Source organism: Psychrobacter sp. M13 (assembly GCF_030718935.1).
In the GTDB taxonomy this organism is placed as follows: Bacteria; Pseudomonadota; Gammaproteobacteria; order Pseudomonadales; family Moraxellaceae; genus Psychrobacter; species Psychrobacter immobilis_G.
The window spans coordinates 2,642,398-2,669,397 of the sequence record NZ_CP132194.1; the positions used below are offsets into that span (position 1 = coordinate 2,642,398).

The 27,000-nt window shown below is 41.5% G+C and carries 24 protein-coding genes and 1 pseudogene; 11 read left to right on the forward strand and 14 right to left on the reverse strand.

Annotated elements, in window-relative coordinates:
- Positions 1-11: 11 nt before the first annotated feature.
- Positions 12-584: pseudogene (locus tag Q9G97_RS11155) on the forward strand (sodium/glutamate symporter); the annotation flags it as partial.
- Between the two features lie 72 nt (positions 585-656).
- Here Q9G97_RS11155 and Q9G97_RS11160 read toward each other — a convergent pair.
- A complete protein-coding gene (locus Q9G97_RS11160; protein ID WP_305898874.1) occupies positions 657-1,412 on the reverse strand; it encodes a TSUP family transporter in 756 nt (251 codons plus the stop codon).
- 587 nt (positions 1,413-1,999) lie between these two features.
- On the opposite strand from Q9G97_RS11160, the gene nhaA reads away from it, so the two are divergent.
- From nhaA to Q9G97_RS11175, 3 genes are all read left to right on the forward strand, one after another.
- Positions 2,000-3,199 carry a Na+/H+ antiporter NhaA gene (nhaA, locus tag Q9G97_RS11165; RefSeq protein ID WP_305898875.1) on the forward strand — a complete coding sequence of 400 codons (1,200 nt, stop codon included), beginning with the start codon at positions 2,000-2,002 and terminating at the stop codon, positions 3,197-3,199.
- Positions 3,200-3,245: 46 nt separating this feature from the next.
- Positions 3,246-3,833, forward strand: a complete 588-nt coding sequence (locus Q9G97_RS11170; RefSeq protein ID WP_305898876.1) for a DUF2799 domain-containing protein — start codon at positions 3,246-3,248, stop codon at positions 3,831-3,833.
- A 147-nt stretch (positions 3,834-3,980) separates the two neighbouring features.
- Complete coding sequence (locus Q9G97_RS11175; RefSeq protein WP_305898877.1) at positions 3,981-5,297, forward strand: oxygenase MpaB family protein; 1,317 nt, start codon at positions 3,981-3,983, stop codon at positions 5,295-5,297.
- A 22-nt stretch (positions 5,298-5,319) separates the two neighbouring features.
- Here the strand turns inward: Q9G97_RS11175 and Q9G97_RS11180 are convergent, their stop codons facing one another.
- Complete coding sequence (locus tag Q9G97_RS11180; protein ID WP_305898878.1) at positions 5,320-6,096, reverse strand: CoA pyrophosphatase; 777 nt, start codon at positions 6,094-6,096, stop codon at positions 5,320-5,322.
- A gap of 334 nt (positions 6,097-6,430) precedes the next feature.
- On the opposite strand from Q9G97_RS11180, the gene Q9G97_RS11185 reads away from it, so the two are divergent.
- On the forward strand, positions 6,431-6,994 hold the full coding sequence (locus tag Q9G97_RS11185) for an NUDIX hydrolase (protein ID WP_305898879.1): 564 nt from the start codon (positions 6,431-6,433) through the stop codon (positions 6,992-6,994).
- 89 nt (positions 6,995-7,083) lie between these two features.
- Here the strand turns inward: Q9G97_RS11185 and Q9G97_RS11190 are convergent, their stop codons facing one another.
- A complete protein-coding gene (locus tag Q9G97_RS11190) occupies positions 7,084-10,152 on the reverse strand; it encodes an insulinase family protein (RefSeq protein WP_305898880.1) in 3,069 nt (1,022 codons plus the stop codon).
- 332 nt (positions 10,153-10,484) lie between these two features.
- Here Q9G97_RS11190 and Q9G97_RS11195 point away from each other — a divergent pair, with 332 nt between their 5' ends.
- Both Q9G97_RS11195 and Q9G97_RS11200 read left to right on the forward strand, forming a co-directional pair.
- On the forward strand, positions 10,485-10,946 hold the full coding sequence (locus tag Q9G97_RS11195; protein WP_305898881.1) for a universal stress protein: 462 nt from the start codon (positions 10,485-10,487) through the stop codon (positions 10,944-10,946).
- A 116-nt stretch (positions 10,947-11,062) separates the two neighbouring features.
- Positions 11,063-11,518, forward strand: coding sequence for a universal stress protein (locus tag Q9G97_RS11200; protein WP_201570136.1), 456 nt, complete (start codon positions 11,063-11,065; stop codon positions 11,516-11,518).
- Between the two features lie 94 nt (positions 11,519-11,612).
- On the opposite strand, the gene Q9G97_RS11205 is transcribed toward Q9G97_RS11200, so the two are convergent.
- Positions 11,613-12,548, reverse strand: coding sequence for a LysR substrate-binding domain-containing protein (locus tag Q9G97_RS11205; RefSeq protein WP_305898882.1), 936 nt, complete (start codon positions 12,546-12,548; stop codon positions 11,613-11,615).
- Between the two features lie 215 nt (positions 12,549-12,763).
- Here Q9G97_RS11205 and Q9G97_RS11210 point away from each other — a divergent pair, with 215 nt between their 5' ends.
- On the forward strand, positions 12,764-13,846 hold the full coding sequence (locus Q9G97_RS11210; RefSeq protein WP_305898883.1) for a YeiH family protein: 1,083 nt from the start codon (positions 12,764-12,766) through the stop codon (positions 13,844-13,846).
- Between the two features lie 143 nt (positions 13,847-13,989).
- Here Q9G97_RS11210 and Q9G97_RS11215 read toward each other — a convergent pair whose 3' ends face one another.
- On the reverse strand, positions 13,990-14,199 hold the full coding sequence (locus tag Q9G97_RS11215) for a cold-shock protein (protein WP_192524164.1): 210 nt from the start codon (positions 14,197-14,199) through the stop codon (positions 13,990-13,992).
- A 242-nt stretch (positions 14,200-14,441) separates the two neighbouring features.
- On the reverse strand, positions 14,442-14,864 hold the full coding sequence (locus tag Q9G97_RS11220) for a YbaN family protein (RefSeq protein ID WP_305898884.1): 423 nt from the start codon (positions 14,862-14,864) through the stop codon (positions 14,442-14,444).
- A 324-nt stretch (positions 14,865-15,188) separates the two neighbouring features.
- Here Q9G97_RS11220 and Q9G97_RS11225 point away from each other — a divergent pair, with 324 nt between their 5' ends.
- A complete protein-coding gene (locus Q9G97_RS11225) occupies positions 15,189-16,034 on the forward strand; it encodes a hypothetical protein (RefSeq protein WP_305898885.1) in 846 nt (281 codons plus the stop codon).
- A gap of 103 nt (positions 16,035-16,137) precedes the next feature.
- Here Q9G97_RS11225 and Q9G97_RS11230 read toward each other — a convergent pair whose 3' ends face one another.
- The 3 genes from Q9G97_RS11230 to Q9G97_RS11240 all read right to left on the reverse strand — a co-directional run bounded on the left by Q9G97_RS11230 (position 16,138) and on the right by Q9G97_RS11240 (position 17,986).
- On the reverse strand, positions 16,138-16,518 hold the full coding sequence (locus Q9G97_RS11230; RefSeq protein WP_305898886.1) for a hypothetical protein: 381 nt from the start codon (positions 16,516-16,518) through the stop codon (positions 16,138-16,140).
- 354 nt (positions 16,519-16,872) lie between these two features.
- On the reverse strand, positions 16,873-17,370 hold the full coding sequence (locus tag Q9G97_RS11235; protein WP_305898887.1) for a hypothetical protein: 498 nt from the start codon (positions 17,368-17,370) through the stop codon (positions 16,873-16,875).
- 145 nt (positions 17,371-17,515) lie between these two features.
- Positions 17,516-17,986, reverse strand: a complete 471-nt coding sequence (locus tag Q9G97_RS11240) for a hypothetical protein (protein ID WP_305898888.1) — start codon at positions 17,984-17,986, stop codon at positions 17,516-17,518.
- Positions 17,987-18,238: 252 nt separating this feature from the next.
- Between Q9G97_RS11240 and Q9G97_RS11245 the strand changes: the two genes are divergently transcribed.
- Complete coding sequence (locus Q9G97_RS11245; RefSeq protein WP_305898889.1) at positions 18,239-19,369, forward strand: sterol desaturase family protein; 1,131 nt, start codon at positions 18,239-18,241, stop codon at positions 19,367-19,369.
- A 9-nt stretch (positions 19,370-19,378) separates the two neighbouring features.
- On the opposite strand, the gene Q9G97_RS11250 is transcribed toward Q9G97_RS11245, so the two are convergent.
- The 3 genes from Q9G97_RS11250 to Q9G97_RS11260 form a co-directional block, all read right to left on the reverse strand.
- Positions 19,379-19,588 (reverse strand): TerD family protein, encoded by a 210-nt coding sequence (locus Q9G97_RS11250; protein WP_305898890.1) that lies wholly within the window; start codon positions 19,586-19,588, stop codon positions 19,379-19,381.
- Between the two features lie 8 nt (positions 19,589-19,596).
- Positions 19,597-21,381 (reverse strand): hypothetical protein, encoded by a 1,785-nt coding sequence (locus tag Q9G97_RS11255; RefSeq protein ID WP_305898891.1) that lies wholly within the window; start codon positions 21,379-21,381, stop codon positions 19,597-19,599.
- Between the two features lie 204 nt (positions 21,382-21,585).
- Positions 21,586-24,543 carry a valine--tRNA ligase gene (locus Q9G97_RS11260; RefSeq protein WP_305898892.1) on the reverse strand — a complete coding sequence of 986 codons (2,958 nt, stop codon included), beginning with the start codon at positions 24,541-24,543 and terminating at the stop codon, positions 21,586-21,588.
- A 255-nt stretch (positions 24,544-24,798) separates the two neighbouring features.
- On the opposite strand from Q9G97_RS11260, the gene Q9G97_RS11265 reads away from it, so the two are divergent.
- The gene (locus tag Q9G97_RS11265) at positions 24,799-25,800 is read left to right on the forward strand and encodes a formate/nitrite transporter family protein (RefSeq protein ID WP_305898893.1); all 1,002 of its coding nucleotides are present in this window, start codon (positions 24,799-24,801) and stop codon (positions 25,798-25,800) included.
- Between the two features lie 237 nt (positions 25,801-26,037).
- On the opposite strand, the gene Q9G97_RS11270 is transcribed toward Q9G97_RS11265, so the two are convergent.
- Positions 26,038-26,505, reverse strand: coding sequence for a YbjQ family protein (locus Q9G97_RS11270; protein WP_305898894.1), 468 nt, complete (start codon positions 26,503-26,505; stop codon positions 26,038-26,040).
- Between the two features lie 38 nt (positions 26,506-26,543).
- Positions 26,544-26,999 (reverse strand): YbjQ family protein, encoded by a 456-nt coding sequence (locus Q9G97_RS11275; RefSeq protein WP_201570156.1) that lies wholly within the window; start codon positions 26,997-26,999, stop codon positions 26,544-26,546.
- Between the last annotated feature and the right edge of the window lies 1 nt (position 27,000).

Below are 27,000 nucleotides of genomic sequence, written 5' to 3' on the forward strand. Positions count from 1 at the left end.
TGTACTAAGGTGAGGAAGAGTATGGCGTGATTGGTGCGACAACATTAGGCATTGCAGTAGCCACTTATGGCTTAGTGGCAGGCGGCCTAGTTGGTGGACCTGTTGCACGTAAACTCATCCGTAACCTTGGCATCAGCCCTACACTCGCCGACCCTAATCCCACTGATATCGAAAAAGTAGCCAGCGCACAGTCGTTATATAGCACGAAACATGACGAGGATGAGATCCTTCACGAAAAAGAGATTTTTGAGAAGCCAGATCATATTCGCCTTATCACGGCCTCCTCTACTATTGAGTCATTGGCATTATTTGCTGCTGCTTTAGCTTTTGCCGATATAATGACCAATGTTGCAGAAGGGACTTGGTTTCAACTGCCTACCTTCGTTTGGGCGCTAGCAGCTGAGGTCATTATTCACAACTCGCTTACTATAGTGTTTAACTTCGATATATTCGATCGTGCTATTGATGTTATCGATAACGCCTCTTTGAGCTTGTTCTTAGCGATGGCGTTACTGTCCTTGAAGCTATGGCAATTGACCGATTTGGCAGGTCCTGTACTGATTATCTTAAGTTGTGATTTAATAGTGTGATAATAATAAAGAAAACCCCAAGCCTTTAAAGCTTGGGGTTTTTAATGATTGGGGTTCTGTTTTAAACTAACCAAACACGTATTTGGTTAGCATCGCTAAACAAACCAATACGATCATCGGTCGAATCAGTCTACTGCCATTTTTGACCACCATCTGTGAGCCAAAGTACGCGCCTATAGTTTGACCGACCATCATTGCCAGTCCCACCTTCCATAATACATTACCGCCTAAGATAAAAAATATCAGTGAGCCAACGTTAGTAGATAAGTTCAGTACCTTTGCCGCCCCTGTCGCTTCAATGATTTTTCGACCACGTAGCGCAACATTACCTAACGCAAAGAACATGCCTGTCCCAGGTCCCATATAACCGTCATAAAAGCCAATAACGGGCGCTACTACTTTTTGCCATTTGCGCTCACTAATACGCGGCGCGGCCTCAACCTCACCAAGCTTAGGCGCAAATAAAGTATAAATACCGATAGCGGCAATCAAAAACGGTATGAGAGTCTCTAAAAGATCAGGCGGTGATAACTGTACGGCGATAGCACCAATTATGGAGCCAACGAAAGCACCGACAATAGCCACTTTCATGTTTTTTGGTTTGACGATGCCCTTTTTTATCATCGTAATAGAAGCGGCAAGCGCTCCTGATGCCGCTTGTAACTTATTCGTGCCCAGTGTCAGCACAGGTGGAATATTTGCCAGTAGCATAGCGGGAATAGTCAATAAACCACCGCCACCTGCAATAGCATCAATAAAACCTGCTAAGGCAGCAATGGCGGTCAACATCAAGATAACTTCTAAAGAGAGGGATAAGTCCATGGCACTGGCCTTGTAAATGTATAACGAAACAACGGGAGTGTATTCAACTGATAAAGGTCAGTTGCTAAGAGAAAAAAGGATTAACTATTGATATATGGCTTAAGAGTCAATAAGATGAATAAGCAAAACCATACATTATAGAGCCAAAGTTCTAAAAATAGCTAAAGTTTGCCCATTTTAACGATTTGATGACTAGACAACACTGCATCAACGTTTTATATTTTGTAAGACAACATCTAGTATCTAGTACTTTTTATAAACACCTATATTTTAACGCTATAAATGACCATGTCACTAAATTAGAAGGAGCAACAAGGCATTAAGTAATAACCGTAGAACCTTTATGGAAGAAGATTGCACAACTTTTATAATAAGGATGCCCACAAGTCAGCATTACTCTACTATCAGTTTCACCATCTAAGACCACCGCAGGGTTATTGCCCGAGCTACACGGTTGCCTAATAGATAGCGCTTGGCTTGTTTATTATTGATATAACATTATGAAAACATAGATAAATGCTATTAAACGTCATTATTGACGATACTATTTATCTACGTTTATTGAATATTTTGCAACTGAGGACGATATGGCAATACAAAGAATAAAGGCGTTTTTTGAGTTCGAAGCAGCAGGCGGAATTATTTTAGCTCTAGCCGCTATCGCAGCAATGATTATCGCCAATACTCCTCTCAATGTGTGGTATGAGGCCTTTATTCATGCGCCAGTTGCCATTCAAATAGGTAGCTTTGAGATTGCTAAAGATGCTCATCACTGGATCAATGATGGCCTGATGGCGATTTTCTTTTTTTTAGTCGGGCTTGAGCTTAAACGCGAAGTCCTTATCGGTGAGCTCTCTAACGTAAAGCAGATTATCTTGCCAGCAGGCGCGGCTATTGGTGGGATGATTTTTCCCGCTATTGTTTATCTGATATTTAACTACAATGAGCCTGAATATTGGAAAGGTTGGGCAATTCCTGCGGCTACTGATATTGCTTTTGCCTTAGGTATCTTAAGCTTATTGGGGAGTCGCGTACCCAACTCGCTAAAAGTGTTCTTGGTCTCCATTGCTATCTTCGATGACATTGGCGCTATTTTGATTATCGCTTTGTTTTATACCAGCGAGCTATCTTTGAGCGCCATTGCATTGGCAGGACTATGTCTGCCCTTTTTATATCTGCTTAACCGTCGTAATGTCACGAACGTTGCGCCTTATTTGATAATCGGCTTAGTGATGTGGGTGTTCGTCTTAAAGTCTGGTATTCACGCCACCTTAGCAGGTGTAGTACTAGCCTTATTTATACCGATGTTTGATAAGACCGATCCTGAACACTCGCCCTTAGAAGAGCTTGAGCACAGTTTGCAAGATATTGTATCTTACGCTATTTTGCCACTTTTCGCTTTTGCCAACTCAGGCATTTCTCTAAAAGGTGCAGGACTTGCTGATTTGTTCCATTCAGTCCCACTAGGTATTGCCGCAGGATTATTCATTGGTAAACAGCTTGGCGTTATGCTTGCTTGCTGGCTGATATTTAAATTAGGTGTCTCTAAGATGCCTAATGGCATGAATTTCCAGCAAATATATGGTGCCGCTCTGCTATGTGGTGTCGGCTTTACCATGAGTTTGTTTATCGGTGGTCTTGCATTTGCAGGTGGCGATTATGTATTTGATGAGCGCTTAGGCATCATTATGGGATCCATTGTCTCAGGTATCGCCGGCTACATTATGTTAAAAGTCACTCTAAAAGATGAAGTAAATACTACTTCAGTTGATCTGACTCACCCATAGACGACAAGCTAGTACTTGCTTATAGAGGCTAATACAGGAGGTCAGTATGCGGTTAATAACTATGCAGTTAATGACCACGATGTTTGTAATAGGCAGCATCTCGCTACTCTCAAGCTGTGCGACGCTATCTAAGCAAGAATGCATAGTCGGTGACTGGCAAGCTATTGGCTATAATGATGGTGTAGCAGGCTACTCTGTAGAGCGACTAGCTTCACACTCTAAAGCTTGCGCTAAAGTAAGTGTTGCGCCTGACTATCAGGCGTGGGAGCGCGGTCGCGAACTTGGGTTGCAGCAATACTGCACAGCTGATAGTGCTTACAATGTAGGTCGCCGTGGCAATGCGCTGAACAATGTCTGTCCTGCGTCTATGATGAGCAGTCTACGAAAAATCAATCAGCAAGGTCAGCAGTACTACACCTTTATTAATGAGATAGAAAAAGATAAACAGCTGATTAAGACTTATCGCGACGAGTATGACAAGCTGCGTAATGGTGACATGCTAGATTTTGAGACCGAAAAAGAAGCACGTACGCGCTTATTGTACTTGCCAGAAGAATTATACAAAATTCAACGACGAATCGATAATAATGAGCGCAGAATAGAGCTATTAGATCGGACCAATCCTTATCGGTGATAGGTTTTATCAGATACTAGGATTAATAATAAGTTTGAGAATAAGGCTAAGCCTCTTAACTTGACTATTTTTTATTTCTCCATTAATAGCACTTGCACTTAACGACCTGTCATTCACAAGACTTGGCAATCATAATAAGAGCCGTTGATGAGTATAGATAATAGCAGCCTTATAAATCCTTCAAGCCGTCAGACCTATCAACGTCATGGGCGTACCACAAGCATTGATGATCATAGTGATTTGCAGGTTTTACGTCGTATCAAGCGTCACCTTCTGCCTAAAGATTTTACTATCTCACCGACATTGTTAGCCCAAATAGTAGAGGGTTATGATATCGGTGATCCTATCGCGGATAAGCTTGCCGCCGACGGCATACGCTTTGCTAAGCCGCTACAGCGCAGTATTATCCAAGGTGAAAGTGACCAATCGCTTGCTGATAACCCCTCTTTTATGATGCTGACTGAGCAATTTGGCGCTCATCCTGACTGGTATGACCCTAAGCTGGCTGAGATTGGCGCTATCGCTTATCGTCGCTATCCCCTGATGCTCATTTGGTTATTGCGTAATGTGGCGCTGATGGCTGGCTATAGTATTCCTGCCCTCTCACTACCACTTATCCAAACGGGCGCACTAATGCATGATGCCCTGCCTAGGCTCATGCGTACCTACGCTTATATATTGGCAGTATCTGAATACCCACAGCTCAAGACTAACCCTAAGCAAGCGCCTATTAGTCAAGTACTAGCGATCAGCTCTGAGGGCTGGCGACAGTCTATAAATGTACGTCAAATTCATACCTTAGTTCGGCAAAATCTGCTTAAAGGCAAGTTAACTTCAGCAGAAGGTGTTATTGCTGATAGTGATCAACATCATAATGCTGATGGTAGCTGGAATACAGATTATTGGGGTGTGCCGATTAATCAAAGTGATATGATCGCCACTCACTTGCAGTTTTCATTATTGATTATGCGTGGTCTGCGTATTTTGGGTGCGCGTATCAGTAGCGAGGAAGCGCAAGGCATCCTACATCTGTGGAATCTTGCCAGCTATTGGATGGGCGTCGATCTTGAGCGCTTGCCCAAAGATGAAGCCGCCTGTTGGGAGTGGCTTTATACTTACCTCTCAATCCAGCAGCTGGATTTTAAGATGGGACAGCCATTAGCCAAAGCGCTACATGATCTACCGCGCCAACTCATGGGTGAAGACAATCGTAAAGGTCGGTTTGTAGAGATGGTCAACGCTAGCGTGACCCGAACCTTAGTCGGTGATGATATCGGCGATGGGCTGGACTTGCCAAAGTCCAAAATTCGCTTTGGTGTGCTGTCTTCAGTGCCGATACTATTCGCACTCGATAGCGCACGACAATATAATGATAGAGTTGCTGATAAGCTAGAGCGCTTTCGAGCTCGTCGCCAAGATAATATGAACTGGTGGCTCAAAAAGAACGATAATTATTATAAATAGCTATCGCTGACCTAATCTTAAACTAGCGATCTAATGCTATGCCTGACTCTTGCACGCGATAATACCAATCGAGCTGACGATCAAAGCCTGTTTTAAGTAAATTTGCTAGGATCATACCCGTTAAGCCCCAAACCGTTTCGCCTTCAATCTCCCAGCTTGGGGTGACGATAGTCGATGTTTGCCCTAACATGGTATACTCTATCGCATACTCAATGGTCGGTTGAGTGGTAAAAGTTTCAAAGTCTGCCCAAAAGATACGCGATATTTCTGCCAGCTCTGGCACCAGCACCAAATCTGGTGCTATAAGCGCCACAATAGGGCGTACACTCATACCGCTTTTTGAGGTTTGAATAGGCAATTGACCAACGATTTGTACTTTATTCGGTGACAAGGCGGTTTCTTCACAGGCTTCTCGCAGTGCCGTCACGACGTTGTTGCCATCCCCTATTTCATATTTCCCGCCAGCACAAGATATCTCGCTAGCATGACTCTTCATATGTGCGGCGCGCCGAGTCAATAATAGCTTGGGACGATTTTCATTAGTGATAGCAACTAGTACCGAAGCATCGGCAATAGGGGTTTTATATAAGCTATCTAATAAGCGAGTGCGATTGCTATTATGATAAATACCATCTCTGCTATTAGTATTATTTAGCGTTTGGCCTATCGTCTGATCTGGCGTATTAAGCGTTTCATACTGCACACGCTCAGCCAATTGTCTCAGCGTAGGATGACGAATAAAAGCGGGCAGCGCGACTGTTAATTCATTAAAATTATCAGCATATTGCGATTTGGTCATTGTAAGTACCTTCTTTTTCTTAGCTATTCTTTATTATATTTTTGCAATTTAGAACAGCGCTGTATTTTCATTTTAAAGACTATCAGATCTTTAATATTATCAAACGGTAGACGCTAAAAGCTGCATTTGATTTAGACTAGCCTAAACCCTGCTCTACTGCACAAAGTTTATGTGACTGCTGATACGATTATTAACTTTCAGCGCTGGACAATAATTAATATCAGCTCAATCTGTGCTATCTTAAGGTAAAATTCTAAAACAATCTTTTACTGCTTGTTTTTACTTACTGAAAATAAATTTCATTTATAATTTCTATAACAATAAGGCCGTTATTATGCGCTATTGTCTCGAATGTGGCCACGAAGCCGAACGTAAAATCCCACCTACTGATAATATACCGCGTTTGGTATGCCCTAACTGCAATTATATTCACTACGAAAATCCAAAAGTGATTTGTGGCTCGTTGGTCGTACATAAACACAGAGTGTTATTATGCCGTCGTGCTATTGAGCCACAATACGGCTTATGGACGATACCTGCGGGATTTATGGAAAATGGTGAGACCATCGCAGAGGGCGCAGCGCGCGAAAGCTTTGAAGAGGCAGATGCAGTAGTCACTAATCCACAGCTTTACTGTATTTATGATATTCCTGATATTGGTCAGATTTACGTTATTTATTTGAATGATCTTAAAGACGGCGCTTATGGTATCGGCTCTGAGAGTCTTGACTGTGCCTTATTTACTGAAGAAGACATTCCTTGGGATACTATTGCTTTTGAGGCGGTAAAACGTACCCTAAAAAGCTATTTTTCAGATCGCAAGCAATTTGATAATCGCGAAGACTTCCCTATTCATCAAGATCAAATCGCTAAAGATCAGAGCATTAAGCGTTATTAGCATTAAAGCATTAATTATTACTGAACCTAAAGTATAAAAAGCCAAGCAACTATGCTTGGCTTTTTTATAATCTAAAATACAGCAGTAGGTTAGCTCTTAATTTTACATACTTTAAAGCCAAGCTCTTTTACAGCCTCTTCTTTATCGTACGGCGCTAACACCGCGCGTACATGGTCTTGACCCTGCAGATATTGCTGAGCAACGCGCTGCAAGTCATTGATAGTAACGGCTAAGATAGCGGCGCGCATCTTGCGTTGCCAGTCTGCTCCACGATGATGCAGATTGGCAAAGCAAGCTTTGATCGCCTCGCCAGCAGGAGAGCCTGGTTTATCCATGCCTGAAACGATGCCCAAAATAGCTTCTTCTAATTGCTCATCCGTTTGCGGCTCATTTAATAGCCATTCGATACTGGCATCGAAATGCGCAAAGGTCTCGTTACAATTGGGATCGCGATAGCTAAAGAATTTAAAGGCACAAGCGTTGGCGTCGTAGCCTGCCCCGCCACCATACGCGCCGCCACGCTCACGAATAGCACTGTGCAAGTAGCCGTTGCGTAAGTAAGGCGCGAGCACCATTAGCGCTGCGGTATCAGGATGATCAGCGGCTGGCACAGTATAGGCGCTGGCATTATGATACACGTTGGTCGCTACCAACCACGCCAAATCCTCAACAATTGGATTACTCTCTAAAGATTGTGTGACGTCTGTTTCACCATTTAGGGCTGAATCTAAAGATAATCCACTAAACTCGCTTGGAATATTAACCATCGATAATTGAGCGGTTGCGTCAAACTTTGGCGCATCACTGTCTTGCCAGCTCTCGACAATCAAATTGCTCAAACGCTCGGTTTGCTCGGCTTCACAAATAATAGCCGCGTGTTTGGGTAGACTTAGCAGACGCTGATGTAAGTCCATCAAGCTCGTCGCCAGCTGATCCCAAAGCGCCTCATCTTCACTAGCATGAGTCAAAAACTCCTTGAGCGCACCCAGCGCAGGCAGACCGCTGCGCACATACTCCAACTGCGCTTGACGGCTCATGGCACGACTGGCGGTCTGGAGCGCATAAGCATGACCTGCACTAGATAGACGCGATTGCCAAGAAGCTTGGCGTGATTGCAAGATTTCTTTAATACGTGCGTGCTCGGTAAAGACACTATGCTCCATGACTTCCTTGAGCAGATCGATAGCCTCAGGCTTGCGATTCAAGGCACGAGTTGCCATCACAAAATAGCTTGTTATTGTTTGGCTATCATCAATGCTTGTGCGCTGGCTGACGCGTGCGGTCACCCCAGAGGAGTGCGCCGCTTGCTTAGCTTGCAGCTCATAGGCATCCATTGAGTCGGTACCAAGCTCAGATAATAGGGCTAAATAAACCGGCAATAGCGGATGATTAATCACATCGTTAGCAGGCAGCTGCTTATATATAGAGTCGGCGTTTTCAGGATTGATCGCATCTGTTAATGGCACGATGACCTGATAATAATACAGACCATTAGTGCCCGCTTCATATTCGAATAATGTGCTCTGCTCGCCACTTAGCATGATCTGCTTTTGACTGCCTTGCTTAAAGCTAATATCTGCAGGCACGTCCTCTAATCCCACCTTTGGCAACAAGCTCAAGTCATCTGGTGCGGCTTGACGCGCCGCCAAGTCTAGCGCTTGTTGCTTTAGAATAGACTTATCATCAGCGCTCATATCCATCGCGATAGTGTCAAGACGCACTTGTTCAGCAGCCGCAAGACGCGCAGACTTTTCGCTATCTGGTGTCAACGTCACACGTACGCGATGGTTATTATCAAGTAGGTGATGCTTGATTAAATTAGGTAGCCACTGCTTATCTTTTACCTGCTCGCGTAGCCATAGTAGGTGCTCATCAACTTCCCAAACATCTAGAGGATTGCCATCATGAATAGCGGTACTAAAGCCCTCAAGCAATAGATTCAACCCATAAGGCATACTATCGCCACCGATATGACGCTGATCGATTTCAATCTGATGCAGTATGGTCTCAATGGTTTCATCATCGATAGGCTGGCTGGCCACTTGCGTCAACAAGTCAATGATACCTTGCTCAACCGCTTCGGCATGCTCAGCTTCAGAACCGCGCAGACCGGTATAGAACACCATCTCGTAATGACTATCGTCAAGGCCTAATAATGGGCTTGGTGCTTTACCCAGCGGATGGCTATCAAGATAGGCACGCAATGGCGAGCCTGCATGCTCAATTAATACGCCCTCAAGCAAACGCAATGCCAAGCGCTGCTTGGGATCAGTAATCGACGGCAATAACCACGCGATAACATGGTGAGTTTGGTGGTCTCCTGCCTCATCAGCAGTATAAGTGTCGGTGGCGATAATAGGGGCAGAAAAGCGCACTTCTGGACGCGAAACATGCTTTTTACCCGCCGCAAAACGCGTCAAAGCATCATCATGGATCTTAGTTTGAGTTTCGCGTACTGGAATATTACCAAAGCTCATAATCACACTATTAGACGGATGATAGTGGCTCTGATGAAACTCGACCAGCTCGTTGTGGGTCAAGTCTGGAATATCAGCAGGGTCACCGCCAGAATTATAATGATAAGTCGTCGTCGGGAATAAGTGATGGGCGACGGTATGATAAAGCTGATCAATCTCATCACTCATCGCGCCTTTCATCTCGTTAAAGACAATGCCCTTAAACTCAGGCTTATCATCAGCATCTAATTCGACACGGATACCCTCTTGAGCAAAATCAAGCGGATGAATATTAGGGAAAAATGAGGCATCAAGATAAATAGCTAATAAGTTAAAGTAGTCGTTCTTATTTTGTGTGGCATACGGATAAGCCGTCCAATCGGCAGCGGTCATAGCATTCATAAAAGTATTGAGTGAGCGCTTAATCATCGAAAAAAACGGATCACGTACGGGGAACTTCTCAGAGCCACAGAGCGCCACGTGCTCAAGCACATGCGCCTCACCTTTTGAGTCCATTGGCTGAGTACGAAAACCGACCAAAAAAGCATTCTCATCGCTTGGATGCGCCAAATGATAATGCATCGCTCCTGTCTTAACATGCTGACTGATCAACACATCCATCGATAGTGCCTCGATATGGCGGTGTTCAAGCAGCTCAAATTCGGAATGCAGTGTTAAGTCAGCGTTAAAAATATCGGTCATAGTTATCCTTATTATTGCCTTTTTGCTCTTGTTAATTGAGTAAATAACGGCTCACAAAAATTATTATCAAGGTATTAGAATTGAATAGCATCTAGATGTAATGATGAATTTGATAAAAGCATCACTAAATAGCATTTGCCTAACGCTGATAGATGGGGCTTGCTTATATAGAAGTCAAGGTGACTGGCTCAAGTTATACCCTCAAGAATAGTCAAAAGTATAGCTGAAAAGTAGAATCCTTAAATACTTAACAAAGCATATCCGCAGTGCTATTATGGAGTTGCCTGCTAAAAAACCTACTAAAAAATTGTATCGCAAATAAAGGTCAACTTATGAGTTATAAACATGTTTTATTGGTTACTGATTTATTATCCGATGCCGATATAGTCGCCCAAAAGGCCAAGTATGTCATTGCCAATCGTCCCGAAATTAAGCTGTCTATCCTGCATATCGTTGAAGATGATATGGTGCGCTTTGGTTATGAATTAGTCCCTGCTTCTAGTCTCTCAGGTGAAACCGATGGCGAGCATTGGCAACAGGCACGAGCCAAGCTGGCGCAGTTCCTAGAACGTAACCAGCTAAATGCGGTCAAGTCAGAGGTAACTGCTGCTATCTCGAATGATAAAGGTATTGTTAACTATTGCCATAAACAAGATGTTGACCTGCTCATTATTGGACGCCATGAACGTCGCGGAATCGCCGCTTGGCTAGTTGGTGCCACGGCGGATAATATCTTACCTAATGTGCCTTGCGATAGCTTAGTAGTTAAACTCGATATGCCAGTATCGGCATAACTAGGGCGTGTTGATTATGTTATTAACTAGGCAATACTACTTAAGACAGCAGGCCCTAGTAGTGATATTATAAAGGTAATATCTAATTTGAATAACTTAGAGCGAGGGTTGTAATTATGACTTATCAACATATCTTACTGGTGACCGATCTACTCTCTGACGCTGATATAGTGGCACAAAAGGCTAAGCATATCGTGGTCAATCGCCCCGGATCTAAGCTGTCGGTGCTGCATATTGTCAAAGATACTATGGTTGGCTTCGGCTATGAGCTGGTGCCTGCGTCTAGTCTATATGATGAGATCGATGATGAGCGCTGCCAAGAAGCCCGCGCAAAGCTGGCTGAGTTTTTGCTGCGTAATGAGCTGACAGTGGTGAACTCTGAGGTGACAACGGCCATCTCCAATAGTGAAGGCATCGTTAATTATTGCGAAAAAAACGATGTTGATTTATTAGTCATCGGTCGTCATGAGCGTCACGGTATCGCCGCTTGGCTCAGTGGCGCAACGGCTGATAATATCTTACCAAATGTACCGTGTGATAGCTTAGTGGTTAGACTGGATAAACCTGTATAAAAGATAGCTAAAGTTACTTATGAATCAAAAATAGCGCTTTAGATTTATTTCTATAGCGCTATTTTATTGTGCAATTGCCTGTCTAGTAAGCGACTCAACCCTCACTGATAATATCAATAAAGCTCTGCCAAATTGGGCTTTGATGCCGAGCTTTATGCCAGACTAGCCACCATGTCCGTGCCAAATCGATATTATCTACCTTTATTTGCACCAGCTTACCATCTGCCAGCTCCGGCTCTATGACATATTGAGACAGACAGCCAATGCCGATATCTGCACTGACCATATTCTTGATCGCCTCCGATTGCTGAATCGCCATGACTACCTCAACGTTTGGTAGATGTTGCAGCAGTTGCTCATCGATAATCTGCCGTGTACCTGAACCCGCTTCTCTCACTAACAAGGGTAGCTGTGCTAATTGATCAGTGTTTAGTCGGTAACAAGCTTCATTCGTATCATAATTAGCTAAATCCGTTAACCACTTGCTATCTCGCTTGGCAAACAATATCAAAGTATCAGTGCGCCAAGCTTGCTGCTCTATCACTTTACTATCAGCTGGACGCGGCATTCCCTCAACTAGCGCAAGATCTATATTAAGTTGTTCAACTTCGCTTACCACTTCCTGAGTATTGGCAATAGTCATCTCAATGTGAGCATTAGGTAGCTTCTCATATAGCTTTGCCAGCAATGGCGGTAGTACATAATTGCCAATAGTAGTACTGGCGCCAATATGAATCTGCCCTGCTTGATGCTTATGATAGTGCTCAAGCACTAAGGATTGTTCCAATATAGCTTGCGCTTGCACATAGACAGGCTTCGCATTTGCATGTGGATTGAGCCTGCGTCCTACCCGCTCAAACAATGGCATTTGCAACCGTGCTTCAAGTTCACTTAATGCATGACTTACCGCTGATTGTGATAAATGCAGCTGTAAGCTGGCGCTACTGGTGCTCCCTGTTTTATAAATACTCACAAATATGGCCAATTGTCTGAGGGTAATCTTTGGTAAGGTCTGCGCTAGAGTCTGCATGGTGTTCTCTATTCATTTATGATTGTAGGTGCATTTAGTTTTTTTAAGGTACGCGGGAGGCATCCTACGCCCATGTCAGTTTTAAAAAAATCTATCTAAAAAATCGATAGTTTATATCTTATTAATCTGTTTTTATTATAGATTAACTTTACTTATAATAGCTTTATACGCCCTAAAGTTTTAAAAATAATAAACCTATTATAAGTAGAAAAGTCATGACCGCCTTTACCCAAGCAATTAGTCACTATATTCCTAAGTATCGCCAGTTCATGGGACTTATGGTTGTGCTAACTGGGAGCTTGTTTTGCTTATGGCTCAACACTAGCTTGGATATATGGAGTAACGGGCGCATCGTCGGCTTATCTTCACTAACTTTAGCTATCTTGATCGGTATGGTGTTAGGCAATACTATCTATCCTAAATGCGCCGCGAAGCTAGCCGATGGCGTGTGTTTCGCTAAAGGTCAAATACTGCGCTTGGCGATTATATTTTACGGTTTTAAATTAACTTTGACCGAAGTCGCCAGCGTCGGTATGCCTGCGGTCATGAGTGATGCTTTAGTACTGACTTCAACCTTTCTGATCACTTATTGGCTCGGCACTAAGTTGTTAAAAGTTGATAAAGAAACTACTTTGCTCATCGGTGCTGGCGCTAGTATCTGCGGGGCGGCTGCCGTTATCGCAGCTGAACCTGTGGTCAAAGCAGAGGCGCATAAAGTCACTATCGCAGTGGCAACGGTAGTCGTATTTGGTACTATCGCAATGCTACTCTACCCTTTTCTTTATCATTTAGGCTGGCTACAAGTTTGGCTTAGTCCGCAAGATTACGGCGTCTATACGGGATCTACTATTCATGAGGTCGCGCAAGTGGTGGTCGCTGGTAATGCAATCAGCCTTGAGGTCGGTGATACGGCGGTCGTGACCAAAATGATTCGCGTAATGATGCTCGCGCCTTTTCTTTTGATACTCTCATTTGCTCTTACCAAAAGCGGTGGTAGTGATGGTGAAAAGCTATCGATCATGCACCGTGTTAAACAAGTCAAAGTGCCTTGGTTTGCTTTTATCTTTATCTTAATCGTACTGCTACACACTTGGTTACCGATGTCTAAGAGTTTTGAAAATACGATGGTGAGATTGGACGATATCTTACTGACGATGGCGATGTTTGCGCTCGGCTTGACCACGCATCTAAGCGCTATCAAGCAAGCTGGTGCTAAGCCGCTTATCTTAGGCGCTATAATGTTTGGCTGGTTGATAATAGGTGGTGGCCTGATCAATGTGGGTATTAGCTTTATTTGATGAGCAAAGCCAAATCTGTTAAAACCCAAAAAAGCCTAAACTATTGATATAGCGTAGGCTTTTTTGATCAACACCAAATCGTAGGCATAAAAAAACGAACCCTTAGGTTCGCTTTTCTTAACATTTTACTTTCTAATCAGAGATTAGATAGCAACGATGTTATGAGCTTGTGGACCTTTTTGACCTTGAGTTACAGTGAACTCAACTTCTTGGCCTTCAGCTAAAGTTTTGAAGCCTGAACCAGTGATTTCGCTGTAATGAGCAAAAACGTCTGCGCCGTTTTCTGGAGCGATGAAACCAAAGCCTTTAGCTTCGTTAAACCACTTAACAGTACCTTTTTGAGTATCTGACATAATTCTAATCCTAATTTAAATCTATTGATGGTCAAATGACCGATAATGCTTGCAAATAGCTACTGAACGGTAAATATTAAAACGAAGAATTATAACTAATACTACGTGGTAATGATTTGGTGCAGAACTGCTCTTAAGCTTGGGTGTATTATAATGCTGATAATCTACTATCGCAAGCCCTATCTGACATTTTGTGTAACAGGTTACAAATAAACGCTTTTTTGTACTAAAACCTTGTTTTATCAAGCATTTGGTAATCTAAACAGATAAATAGCCACCCCGGTACAAACTGCCGCCACGACCCAAGCCATCCAGGCTATCTGATCAGGCAGTTTATAAAAAAGCATAATAGTAGAAGCCGCCATCATGATAGTCGCTAAGAATTTAGCATAGCGCGGTACGGCATGATTGTTCTCCCAGTCACGAACGAACTTACCAAAGAATCGATGATTAATCAGCCAAAAGTGAAAACGCCGTGAGCTACGCGCCCAGCAGCCCGCCGCTAATAGTATAAAGGGCGCCGTCGGCATTACGGGTAGTAGTACACCAACGATGCCAAGTACGAAGAATATCCAACCCATGATCAAAAACGTCCAGCGTACCGTAGGGTTAGCCGATTGGTTGGTTTTAGGACGATAATAAAAGGACTTTTTGTTGTCGGTCATGGAGGCGGTTTCAGAGATGATTGGATTTAAGAGGCTATTTATATAAGACAATGACTGAGTCATCAATCATGCAATAAAGTGCGAATCAGCACAAGATTAGATTTATAGTTTTATGTTATATCTTGAGTATTAACATCAGTTTAGAGGCGATAACCACTGCACAAAAATAATGCGCTTTTTGCCTAAATAATAGTAGGAGAAACATAATAAATCATGCACAATTCGCCAGTTACTAAACTATTATGCTGCGTGTAGCTCCTTATTAGTAGCCCTTACTCTACCTACTTTTACTTCTTAACTTCTATGTTGTTTACAAGGATATCTATGGTTACACGGTTCACTCATCCATCAGTCAAAGCACTTAGCCTACCCATAGCACTTGCTGCCATCACTATCTTTAGTGGCTGTGCGACTACGACTATGAAACCTGATACGCGCTCAGCATATGATAATACTCAGCAAACACTAAAAGCTCAGTCTGTTAATATCATTAGTGATGGCTGCCTGATTAGAGTCGAAGGTGGCAAAAATGACATTATGTACCAAAGATCTGATTTAGCTTCCCAAGCATTGGCACAGACGGTCAAAACACGTTTGACTGAGAAAGGGGTTAAAATCAATAAGGTTTCCTCACCGTTCGTTTGTGGTTCTTTGACTAAAGATGAGTTAACGAAGATGGATATTTTAGTCACTCATGATGCAAAAGATCAATTAAATACAACTTATCCTTTGTTAAGCTCGACTAATGACTTTGATTCAGCAGTCAATCAAGCCTATCTGAATCTACACTCAGCTATACGAAGAACGAATAAAGTAGTGAGTGATAATCCTAGTGCTTATAAAGACTTAGGTTTGGACATTACCAGCTTAAATACTATTAAAAAAAGCGAAGGCACTAATAAAGTATTTTTAGTAACCGCTTCAGGTTCTCAGCCATCAATGGGTACACGCATGGCAACAGGTGCACTTACTGTAGCGGTCGCATTCGCTGGAGGATCTACTGGCTATATAGCACAAAAAGGACAGTATTATTCTATTTATCTTATAAATCTTGAAACCAATCAAGTTGAGTGGGTCAAAGCAGGAGAAATTAAGGCTAACCTATTTAAAATGCCTGTCGATAGTAGCTATACAGTACCAAAAATGTTTGCTCCTTTATATGCTGAATAACCATTCAGACAGTACTTAACCCGTTTAAATCCTAAAAACCGCTCAGAGTTTAGACTGTGAGCGGTTTTTATTTGCTATACAAGGTGTGTTATAGCGATATCCCTTAAACCAGTATCAAGGCGATGATTGGAAAGAATAGGAAATAGCCGAAGACGCACAAAATGGCGTGCATGGTCTTAATTTGTTCACCATTAATACGAGTTTTCACTAAGGTGTTGCCCAGTTTAAAGATAGATATGGTATAAAAATAAAACGCTAATATCAGCAGAACGGTACTAATGATCACTATAACAAAAGAGGATAACGCACCAAAAAACGCCACGGTTCCAGGGAATAAGGTTTGACCTTTGAGAATGAGAAATAATAAAATTATCGCCACTCCTGAGGCAGAAGCATGGAAAAATACAATATCATGCAAGGTAGCATCTACTCTATAAAAACTGGTCTCGATATCGAGTCTGTCGTTTTTTAGTGCTTCTGACATAGAGCCACCAACTTCAAGTGATTTATGTCTTTTTATATTGGTTACGGTGATTAAGAAGATAAAGAATGTAAAGGCAACCCAGAGAAAAACGTAAAGATTTAGGCTCATAACTACCTCAGAATCCGTTGAGTGATGCTTTAAATATACCATTTATCTCAACAGCTTTATGTATGAATAAGACTAACGAGGGATCTTATGATGGATTACTTTGCCATGCTGTGCTTACTTTGAGCTTACTAAGCACTAATCGTAAAGTATTAGATAGGTAGGCATAAAAAAACCGCTGTAGCGTGGAGCTATAGCGGTTTTAACGTTCTGTTAAATAGCGTTTATGAGGGCATGCCCTAATGTGCTCTATACTAATAAAAGCACAATAAGCACAAAGAGTAGGAAATAGGCAAATGCACCACCGATAGCGTATCTAGTCTTGATCGCTTTATCTCTGATCTGCAGTCTAGTTAAAGTTGTCCCTAGTTTGATTATTGAAATACTAAAAAAGTAAAAAGCGAGTAACAGCAATACTATGCTAATCATAAAGATGACAACGGGAGATATCACCCCAAAAAAGGTAACTGTTTCTGGAAATAGTATCTTACCCTTAATGACTAAAACCAATAAAATCGTAGCCAAACCTGATGCAGAGGCATGAAAAAATATAATATCATGTGAGATAGCATCATTAATTCTATAAAAACTATTTTCTATTTTAAAATCAGTAGCACTAGCTTTTTCTGCGCTAATGCCTCTATTAACCATTGCTCTATAAGCATTTATTTTACTTACGGTAATAAGGAAAGCAAGAAATGTCAGGGCAATCCACAATAAAGCATATATATTTAAGATAATAGTCACTCCAAAGATAATAGAAAAATGAATTAAATATACTGTCTATGTTATTTGCTCTGTCTGGAGGCCAAGTTCAATGCTTTGGCTTTACTTTAGGTGTACTTAGCCGTCACAAATACGAGCGTTTACCTATTATAAAAATCGCGCCCTATCAAGGACAGATAGGTGTCAAAGTTGGCATATATTTATAATTATAGTTCAAGCCATTAGGCAGCGCTTTTCTAATCTCAGGATTGGTAGGCTGTTGGTTTATACTCATAGAGTTTTTTGGGACAAAGCTCGTTACACTTATCTCAGAAAACACAGGCTCACCTTCAGTCTGTAATCCTATGCCTGTACTACTAGGCACCATTTTGTAACTTTCAGCACCGATCTGTCTATAGCTACCATCAGCATTACACTTAAAACTATAGTTATTGGCAATGCCTGATCTAAAGTTAACGACTACTGCTTCATCACTAATCAAAGAAGTTGCAGCCCAATAGCCTTCATTAATCTGCTCAGGCAATACGTATTCATTATTCGCAGGGGTGTTGGCTGTTTGACCCATAGTAGCGCAACCTGCAACTAGTAAAGAGCTACTAACGAATAGTGCTGCTGATATTTTGAAGGCATGACTCATAATGATTCCTTTTATCAATAAGGTGTAAGGGTGTAATAGCTAGTACAGTTATTCAGTATAGCTACTTAGCATAACTATTCCAATAGTCCGAGATAACGGCTGGTAGACAATAAGGGTGAGTTGTGAATCACACTATAGCTGCCTCAATTATGAAAATCCATAGTATTTATCTAATAATGTTCAGTAAATAAGATATTTATTTGAGTCAAACAATGCTAAATTAAACTCAAATTGCCTTAACGAATTGAACTTATGAGCAAACTACTCCGAAAGCACTTTGAAGACCGTGAAATAAAAAAAGGCTCAGGGCAAGTGTCTGCCTTCGTTGCGGTGTCTTTGGGCATACTTGCCACGCTTGGCGCTCTGTGTTTTTTATTCCCCAATCTGCTTACCACACCAGATTTTAGACCCTTATATGATGCCAATATTTTACGAGGCCTATTGTTTGCCAGTGTGGTTATTGGCTTTGTGTCGGGTGTTATTAGTCTACTACGCAATCCGTCTAAGCGCTGGGGCATGGCGGGTATGTTACTCAATGCCTTTGCAGCGCTGCTCGCATCAGGACAGATCGAGCCCAATTACTATGACCGTAGTATGTATGCAGGCTTGGACTATTTTATTTTAACGCTGTTGATTTCGGCGCTGGTGTTTATTCCTATGGAGCGGTTTTATGCCAAATATAAAGAACAAAAGTTGTTGCGATCGGGCTGGGTAACCGACATTAAATACTTTATGTTTAGCCATTTGGGTATTCAGTTACTCAGTTTTTTTACTATCATTCCTGCACAGATTTTATTTAATCAATGGCTCAATCCCTCATGGCATCAGCTGGTAAGCGGTCAGCCTTTAGTGCTGCAATTTATAGAGATTTTGATTGTGGTGGATTTTTTTAGTTACTGGATTCATCGCACGATGCACAAAGTCCCGTCGCTATGGCGCATACATGCCGTGCATCATTCTTCGCATCACATGGACTGGCTGGCGGCAAGTCGGGTGCATGTATTTGAGCTGATTGTGAATCGTTTTGTCGGTTATATTCCCTTATTGTTTATGGGCTTCTCTCCAGCGGCAACTTATGCTTATTTAGTATTTATCTCTTTTCACGCCATCTTTATTCATGCCAATGTACGTTTCCGCTTTCCGTATTTTCGCTGGCTGCTTGCAACGCCAGAGTTTCATCATTGGCATCATTCCTCAGAAAAAGAAGCGTGGGACAAAAACTTTGCCGCCTTTTTACCCATTTATGATGTGCTATTTAAAACCGCTCATCTGCCAGAGCATTTACCCAAAAAATATGGTACGACAGCCAATACAAAAATACCAGAGGGCTTCGTGGCGCAGTTGATATATCCGCTGCAACGTAAACAACGTAAGAAAAGTTGATCTGATCGTTTAGGCTCTTATTTGCTTGCAAGGCGAAGTTGGCTGATTATAAAACACCATGTAATCATCATGGATCAGTTTGCCCGCGGCATCTAAGGCAAAGCAGCTGACGTCCATCTCTATTGGGCTTTGGCGAGTGAACTTAAGCGTTATTGGTGTGGTATCGTCAATAGCAAGGCTACTTAAAGGCGCGCGTTGTCCGACGGTGGGATGGTTCATGGTGTTCCTTAACGTTGAGTGTGTCGTTTAACAGCTACGACAATTTGCCAAATTAGTATGCCAAACCAAATGTAAAACAATAAGCTGACAAACTCAATACCACTCTTTTTCTCTAAAAACTTACTAAAAGGTAGGAGGTTTTCTGCTATATCATTCAAGAATATCCAAATCCATTCCAGCTTTCCCCAAATAAAATAATCAAAATTATCGAAATACCAATTGTGTAAATATAAGACAATAGTATAAAAAATTAATGATAATATCAGCCACAAAACAGGCTTTATATAGCTTTCGCCAAATCCAGATATATAGTAATTAGCATTAATTATTATTTTTTTGTAAAACAATTCATTAGTAATAATTTTAAATTTACTCATGATAATAATAATTATTTTTTTCATATAAATAAGGAAATCATTATTTTTTACTTCACCATTTATCTCATTCCTATAACACTTCATCTCTTCAATAAAAAAATTATTTGCCTCAATCTTATTATCATTATCATCAAAAGAATTTTTAATAATTCTAAATGTTTCACGATTGGTATTAAGCGAACTAACTTTTACACCTAGAAAATTTGGCTTATCTTTTAAATTAGTTTTTGAGAAATCCAAACCTGATTTAAAATTAGCTCCTCTAAAACTTGAAAAGTCTAGAAATGTTACATGCTCAAATATAGTTAGAAATTTATTACTATTTTCGTTATCTATTGCACCAAAATCAACCTCTTCAAAACCAGCAAAATTATTAAAAATACTCTTACTGAATTTTGCTTGTATAATCTTACTTTGAAATATATCAAAGACTTTATCTACGTTAGAATTATTAAATTTTAAATTACCAATATTTCTATATTTAATTTCAACTTTAGCTTTGAATTTGGTGTCTATAATATTTATATTATTTATAACATCGCTATTCATTGTATATTCTGCATCCTGAATTTCTTTACAGTATTCTTTACTAATTCCATTTAATTTGAAATCAGATTCAAAACTACAATCAATAATAGATAAATTTTCTATTTTATAACAAGACTCGATTCTATCAAACTCTTTCTTATTATCAAAATTGACATCAATAATCTCCTTATTTTTTATAGCTTGTAAAATGTCAGGGAATTTAAACAGTGTTTTTTTGAATTTTAAGTTGCTTATTGATATGTCTTTCTTAAAAAGACAATGGTAGAACATGTTACAGTGTATTTCATCATTAAAGATAGATGGGGTTAAAGCAATATTTCCCTCAAATATGCAGTATACATACCTATACTCAATACTTGCCTTATTATCTTTAGCTCTCACTTGTGGATATGGATATATTTTTATATCTTCACTAAAAGTGCAATATTTATGGTAATAATTTTTAATTCCATTAAAATACATATAGCCAAATCTACAATTCTTAAAAACAACTTTTCCCAAGTAATTTATAATTGTTCTAGCATCTAACATGTAATTTTCTAAGTCACTACTTTCTGGAAAAACTATATTTTTAATTATAATATCCATTGTGTTTAGCTTTTCTATTAAAAGCTTATTATCTATAATATTTTTATACTTAAACTCATCGATTCCATAAACAGGTGTAACGTTTTTATCTTTTCCTACTATATAAAATTTATCATGCAAAATGCTTTCATATAGATATTTCATAAATATTTCAGAAAACTTCTTCAAGTAATCATCCATATCTTTACTTTCAATATCTTCATGTGAACAATGAAGAACACAGTACTTAAGGTTTCCGTAAATATCGTTTTCGCAACCACTGGATAGTTCACATGCCATTTTGTTACTTCCTAATAATATCAAATACTTATATTTTATTTATCCTGAATATTTTCATTCATATCTTGGATTTTAGTTCATACAATAGCACACAAATATTCAGTTATATCTTAAAATTAAGATGTAGAACTAACCAGTAGGCAATAAAAAACGCCATCACAAATGTGACAACATTTTTTATTACTATAGATACTTACACTTTATTTACAACGCTTTCAACTGCTCCATCTGCGCCGTCATCGCGGTCAACTGCCCTTCTAACTCAGCCAGTTTTGCCTTTTCCGCATCGACCACTTCCACAGGTGCTTTACTGACAAAGCCTTCATTACCTAGCTTACGCGCGATACCTTCGGCTTGACCTTTCAACTTATCATATGACTTACCCAAACGAGCTAGCTCAGCGGTTGGATCAATTAGCCCTTTCATTGGCACCAGCACACGCAGCTGCCCAATCATACTGGATGATGACAAAGGAACATCATCACCTGCTTTTACTATTGCTAAGCTTTCAACTTTGGCAAGCGCTTTAAACTGATTGGCAATACGTGATAAACGCGCATCTTCATCCGCTGAGATATTTTGTAGCAGCACTGGCAAACGTACCGCATTACCCAGCTTCATCTCACCACGGATATTACGCACGCTGGCAATGAGCTGTTGTAGCCACTCCATATCAGCCTCGACTTGCTCGCTGATTTGCGCGTTATCCGTTTTAGGGAAAGCAGCGATCACTATACTATCAGTATCTTTACGATCTAATAGTGGCGCGATAGTTTGCCAAATTTGCTCAGTCAAATACGGCATAATCGGATGGGTAAAGCGTAATGCGGTCTCTAGCACATGCAAGAGTACATAGCGGATTTGTGCTTTACGCTCATCCGATACCGAGTCATCATTCAAGCTGGCTTTGGCAAGCTCAACATACCAATCACAGTATTCATTCCAGATAAAGTCATAAATATCATGGCTGACCATATCAAGGCGATACTGATTGAAATGCTGATGAATATTTTTGATACTGGAATTGAGACGGCTCATGATCCACTTTTCGGGTAGCTCCCAAACTTCCACGTTAGCCGTTTGGTCGATAGGCTTGGCACTACCCTCTTTATCGACACAATTCATTAAGACGAAACGGCTAGCGTTCCAGATTTTATTACAGAAGTTGCGATAGCCCTCGACGCGTTTAAGATCAAAATTGATATCACGTCCTGTACTCGCTAAGGAGGTGAAAGTAAAACGTAGCGCATCCGTACCATAAGCTGCGATACCCTCTGGGAACTCCTTGCGCGTTTGCTTCTCAATTTTGGCGGCGTCTTTTGGGTTCATCATATTGCTAGTACGTTTTTCGACTAGCGTCTCTAAATCGATACCGTCGATAATATCGATAGGATCGAGGACGTTACCTTTAGACTTGGACATCTTCTGGCCATTACCATCACGTACAAGACCATGCACATAGACGGTTTTAAATGGTACTTGCGGCGTGCCGTCTTCGTTTTTCACAAAGTGCATGGTCATCATGATCATGCGCGCCACCCAAAAGAAGATAATGTCAAAACCTGTGACCAGTACGCTAGTCGGGTGGAAGGTCTCTAATACCTTTCTATCAGCTGACGGATCAGCCCAACCGAGCGTGCTAAACGTCCATAGACCAGAGCTAAACCACGTATCGAGCACGTCATCATCTTGGCGCAATTTTATATCGTCGCTTAGATTGTATTTGCTGCGTACTTCGGCCTCATCCCGGGCAACATAAATAGTGCCTTCCTCATCATACCAAGCAGGAATACGATGTCCCCACCAAAGCTGACGGCTGATACACCAGTCCTGCAAGTCGGTCATCCACGCCATATACATATTTTTGTATTGCGCAGGCACAAACTCAATATCGCCGTTCTCTACCGCATCGATAGCAGGTTTAGCGAGCTTTTCAACCGCGACATACCACTGATCTGTCAACCATGGCTCAACGATGACACCACTACGATCACCGCGTGGCGCTTTTAGCGCGTAGTCTTCGATATCCTCTAACCAGTCTTGCGCTTTTGCTTGTTCTACGATTTGTTTGCGAGCAGCAAAACGCTCAACGCCAGCATAAGTCACGCCATTATGATCGCTTGGTGTGGCCTCTAACATAGGATCACGGGTTTGTAGATCAGGGTACACTTCCATATTTGCTAAAATATTAGCATGTCCATCAAGCATATTAATCAATGGCAACTCATGACGACGACCTAGATCGTAGTCATTAAAATCATGAGCTGGGGTTATTTTGACACAACCTGTACCAAACTCGATATCGACATAATCATCAGCGACGATAGGCACCACTCGTCCAGTAATCGGCAAGGTAATAGTTTTGCCAATCAAGTGTGCATAACGCTCATCACTTGGATTGACCGCGACTGCCGTATCACCCAATAAAGTTTCAGGACGTGTTGTCGCAACTACTAGATAGTTTTTGCCATCTTGGGTAGTGGTATCGCTATCGGTAAAGTGATAGCGGAAATGCCAAAGTGAGCCTTTTTCATCATGGTTCTCAACTTCTAAATCTGATAATGCCGTTTGAAACTTAGGATCCCAATTGACTAGACGCTTACCGCGATAAATTAAGCCATCATCGAACAGACGTACGAATACTTCTTTTACCGCGTTGGATAGGCCATCATCCATGGTAAAGCGCTCACGTGACCAATCGACTGAGCTACCTAAACGACGAATCTGCGTAGTAATATTATCGCCCGACTCCTCTTTCCACTCCCAAACCTTATTAATAAACTCTTCACGACCTAAATCATGACGCTTGATACCTTCGGCGTTGAGACGACGCTCAACGACCATTTGGGTGGCGATACCCGCGTGATCGGTGCCTGGCTGCCATAAAGTATTATCGCCATCCATACGGTGGAAACGGGTCAACGCATCCATAATGGCATTGTTAAAGCCGTGTCCCATATGTAGCGAGCCTGTCACGTTTGGCGGTGGCAAGGCAATAGAGAACGATTCGTCTTTATCAAAGGTCGGTTGAAAATAACCGCTCTCTTCCCAGTTTTGGTACATTCCTGCTTCGACATCGCTGGGATTATAGGCGTTTTCTAACTGGCTGAGGGCGGCTTGAATAGAGTGAGTGAGGTTGGTTTTAGAATTAGGAATAGTCATAGTGAATATGTCTTTTATTGATAATGTTTATTAAAATGAATGTGGTAAATTTAGAGAAAATAAGTAATAGCGTGATTTTAACGCAGATAGCAGTATTTTGTTAGCGTTAAGGTGAATTAGACGTATAGCTCTTTAAAGAGTAGTAAACAATTAACAACATCAAACCGTTTATCCATCAACATCATATAAGCTGATTATAGTCTACAATAAATCTTTTTAATCCAAAGCTATAATCTGATAAACAGTGAGCTACTTGTGCCCAAAACCCCTAAGTCAACCAGCCCTGATTCTAGCAAAATGAGCAAAGATGATAACAGTAGTAAAACGGCTGCTACCGAAAACCTAGAAGATCACGATTTCTCCGAAACTATTAGTGAAGAAGACGTTGATACCATCAAAAAAGTCGCCAACGATGACAACCTAAGCAAGCCTAAAAGCTATGCTAGCATCTTAGTTGAGCAAGTCATTGATGCCAAAGAAACCTTTAATCGCTCTTTAGGCTCCTTGTTTACTAGCGCTTTTACTGCAGGGCTAGAGATTGGCTTTAGCTTATTTGTCATTCTATCCGCCTTTGCACTATTGAGCGAAGTAGTGCCCAGCCACTACGCGATGGTTTTATCCTCCCTGCTCTATCCATTGGGCTTTATCATCGTCGTCATCGGTCAGTCGTTGTTATTCACTGAGCAAACCTCATTGTTGAGCCTACCTGTACTCAATGGTATCGAGCCTTTGCACAAGCTATTACGACTTTGGGGCATTGTCATCGCAGGTAATATTGTCGGTGGCTGTCTGTTTGCTGCACTGATGATTGGCCTTGGTATTAACATGGATTTGTTTAGCGTGGCTGACATTGATGCTTACGCCCAGCACGTCTTAGACTTTAAGTGGTGGGTGATATTTGGTAGTTCAATTCTAGCAGGTTGGATGATGGGCGTGGCTGCGTGGCTAGTGACCTCTGCACGCGATACCATTAGTCGTATCGTGCTAGTCACTTTAATTACGGGAAGTATTGGGTTTTTAGGTTTGCACCACAGTATTGTCGGTAATATCGAGGTGTTTTCAGCCTTAATGTATGGTGATACGGTGAGCTTACCCAGCTATTTACTATTTTTAATCATAGTATTAGTCGGTAATACTATCGGCGGCGTGGTATTTGTCGCGATACTCAAAAACCGAACGTTTTTGTTTGATGTTGCCAAAGTAAAAGAGCAAGCTGAGGATGATAAAAAAGAGAGCATGAATTCACGAATGCGTTAATAATTTAATGAAATAATATTTAGTTTTCGTAGAGCTTTTGTAGGGTGCGCTTCGCGCACCGATATTCGATTATAACTTTGTAATCGGTGCGTGGAGCGTACCCTACGCATACTAAGATAGCCATCAAATGAATCAAAAAAACAGTGATAGTTTAAAGAGAGTATTTATAAGGAAGGTTGCTGCAAATAAAGAGGAGTTTCAACTAAAAGAGTTGTTCTGAGTAAGTAGAGTGAAATTTTAGTGCTCAATACTAACTACCGCCGTACCATAAGCAATGGCTTCAACCATACTGCCCAATTGATTGATATTACTGACCTCTAGGCGTAAGCCGTAGATATGGTTATAGCCTGCAGCTTGTGCTTGTATCCGCATACGTACAATAGCCTCACGACGGGCACGATCAAGTAGCGTCTCATAAGTCGTTAGGTTTTTGCCGAAGAGACTGAGCACACGGGCGATGATCATCTTGAAGTAATCCTGTGCAATGACCACGCTACCTAGTACCAGCTCGCCTTGAGTATCAGGATTCATTTTGGGCTGATAAAAGCGCTCAGTCGATACGATAATATAGCGTAGCTCAAGCTCAGCTACCTTCAGGCGGACTAAATGCTGACGCTCATGACGCGCGCCAAAAAACCAGCCCACTACGAACAGTACTAGCAGTGGCGCATAGTTAAGCAGCATTTGGGTAAAAGAGTTATTCATCACCGATCTCTTTTCTTAGGTCGCTTGTCATAGATAGCTTAGCCAAAAGGGTTAAAACGAGGCAGATCTTCAACAGCGGTGTCGGGTTGCTGCGGACTGGTTGAATTTGATGAATAGTGTCCAGATGAGTCATGTGGGCCGCTTGATGGCTGATAGCTAGGTTGCTGCTGCATAGGAACAGCCTTGACTGCCGTGCCATAGACAAACAATTCAGAAGCACCTTGAGCGATGCTAGAGGTCGAAAATCTTAAACCTACTACCGCGTCAGCGCCTAGCGCCTCGGCTTTGACGATCATACGATCTATCGCCTCTTGGCGCGACTCTTCTAATAGCTCAGTGTAAGCAGTCAACTCACCACCGACGATGTTTTTGAGACCCGCAAAAAGATCTTTGCCAACGTGTTTTGAGCGTACCGTACTACCATAAACCACATCTAAGCGCTCAGTAATCTGATAGTTCGGCAGGTGCTCAAGATTGGAGAGTTGCACGGTCATA